This window comes from Bartonella melophagi K-2C (assembly GCF_000278255.1).
In the GTDB taxonomy this organism is placed as follows: Bacteria; Pseudomonadota; Alphaproteobacteria; order Rhizobiales; family Rhizobiaceae; genus Bartonella; species Bartonella melophagi.
This window is the reverse complement of record NZ_JH725090.1, coordinates 1-2,138: the sequence shown is the minus strand read 5'-3', so window position 1 is coordinate 2,138 and position 2,138 is coordinate 1. Positions and strand designations below refer to the sequence as shown.

At 31.2% G+C, this 2,138-nt stretch carries 3 protein-coding genes; 2 read left to right on the top strand and 1 reads right to left on the bottom strand.

Features of this window, described 5'->3' with window-relative positions:
- Positions 1-45 precede the first annotated feature (45 nt).
- A complete protein-coding gene (locus ME3_RS06635) occupies positions 46-651 on the bottom strand; it encodes a hypothetical protein (RefSeq protein WP_007478145.1) in 606 nt (201 codons plus the stop codon).
- 165 nt (positions 652-816) lie between these two features.
- On the opposite strand from ME3_RS06635, the gene ME3_RS06630 reads away from it, so the two are divergent.
- On the top strand, positions 817-1,350 hold the full coding sequence (locus tag ME3_RS06630; RefSeq protein WP_039952757.1) for a replication/maintenance protein RepL: 534 nt from the start codon (positions 817-819) through the stop codon (positions 1,348-1,350).
- 345 nt (positions 1,351-1,695) lie between these two features.
- Positions 1,696-2,138 (top strand): helix-turn-helix domain-containing protein (locus tag ME3_RS06625; protein WP_039952761.1); only part of this gene is annotated, 443 nt, incomplete at its 3' end.

Here is a 2,138-nt window from a genome sequence, read left to right as displayed (position 1 = left end):
CACTTTTCCCCTCTTTAATTACAAAAAAACAATGAAGTATGATTATTATTTATTTGTAAAATCTTCAATATCGGTTTGATATCCATCGTCTGGAAGATCTTGTTGTACTTGATTTGTTTTTTCTTTAGTTTTGGTGGGAGATGAGTTTATTTGATATTCTTTTATAAAAGTAATTTTATTACCTTTAAAAAATATAGCTGGATTCATCCAATATTGATTTGGTAATTTTGGTTGTAAAATTTTTTTATTTATAAGTTCTTTTATACCTATATAAAATGTTCTATCAGTCATATCCAGTTTTTGTCCGTTAACTCCCCCATCATACCAGATCAGAGTGATGCTTCCATCATGATTGCTTTGATTGGCATGATATATTTGTAAAGCTAGAATAAGAGCACGATATCCAGTACGAGATAGATTAAAAATTGCTTGAACACCGGCAGCAAATATTTTGATGAAACTTTTCTTATCTTCTTTTTCGGTAATCAGAATCGTAGCTATATTAGCTGTTTCATTAGAGTTTGGATCAATAGATTTTTGCTGTGTGATATGTGTTTTAATAGTTTGATTACCTATACAAAATTCAGACTTATTAAGAAAAGGATTTTCAAATGGTGAATACCGCCCTTGTCGTAAATTTACTTCTTTCATTTCAATACCCGTGCATGAATTGAAATTTTTTTTTCAAAAAATAATAAAATAAATTGACAATTATAGAAGAATAATTTACCTATAATATCATAATTAACTATATAATTGACAATTGTATTGTCATAAATGACAGTTCATATATCAGTCAAACATAGAAAGCAAACTATGAGATATGCGGATAATCCATTTAATGCTGATAGAGTGCTTCCAATTAATAAAAAATGGATTCAAATATCACGATTAAGTCACCCAACAAGTAAAAATAATGGAACGCATATTACGACATACAAACAGGCAAATCATAAGCAGTTTGTGGTGAAATCTATTGATGCTATTAAAAAAAATTTTGAACTTAAAATAGCTGGTATAAAAGCTTTTAGAGTTTTAATGTGGTTGTTTCAAAGCGAAGCAATTAGCAATAATCCAGTACTCTTAAATAAATTTGTTCTAGAGGATTATTTAAAATCTCAGAAAGAGAAAATAACACTATCACACTCAACCTTTTCACGTGGTTTGGTTGAGTTAAAGAAAGCTAATATTATAGCTAGATCTTTTCATCGTGGTTGGTATTTTATCAATCCTAATTTCGTATTTAATGGCAACGACATTGTTTTTTCTTTGCATATTTCATGCAGTGAAAGAAAGAAAAATCCTTTAATAGAAGAAAGAAGATCAGAAGCCTTTGGCTTGCTAATCTAATACAATGAATAGGAGGAAGGGGACCTTAAGTACAGTAAACAGAGAAGAGCGGGGACCTTAGATTTATTAGTATATTGAAAATGTTTTTGTTTTACGTATAGTCGTAGACTGCATAAAATATGCGGATCAATGATTCTTGTTTAATAAGAGGAGATTAATGGCAAAAAAATAAAAAACCCAACTGCTGAAACAGAAGGGTTTTCTAAAAACATTCATAACGTAATGCATAACATTCATAACACAGTTTAATGTTTAATGCATTACGAAGAGTTCTGCAAGAGAAATTTTGTAGAAACGGGGTGTTTTTATCATTTTTTTGCCTCTAATAGTGAGGTTAAAATGATTATGGTTAATAAAACGTCGGGAAGACGTATAGGTGCACATCACATAGAATACAGAAGATTGGCAGAAAATGCAGAGGTTGGTTCTGTAAGCCGTGGCCAATTGATTAGATTAGCTAAGAAATTGCGAATGACTGGTTTTATAAAAGACACTGAATGTAATCTTCTTTTAGCTTTATTGGATACAGCTTCAGTTTCTTCTTTTGAACAAGGGGGAATGCCAATCGTATTCAAAAGCAATCAACGTTTGGGAGTGGAAATCAGTCGTAGTAACTCCCGTGTTAGTCGTTTGCTTTCAAGTCTTTATGATAAGGGTTTTATTGTCATGCGGGACTCTGGAAATTTTAAAAGGTATTCTGCACACAATAGTCACAATAATATCACAACGGCTTGCGGTATTGATCTGCGTATTTTAATTGCTCGCTATTGTGAGCTTCAACAAAAAGC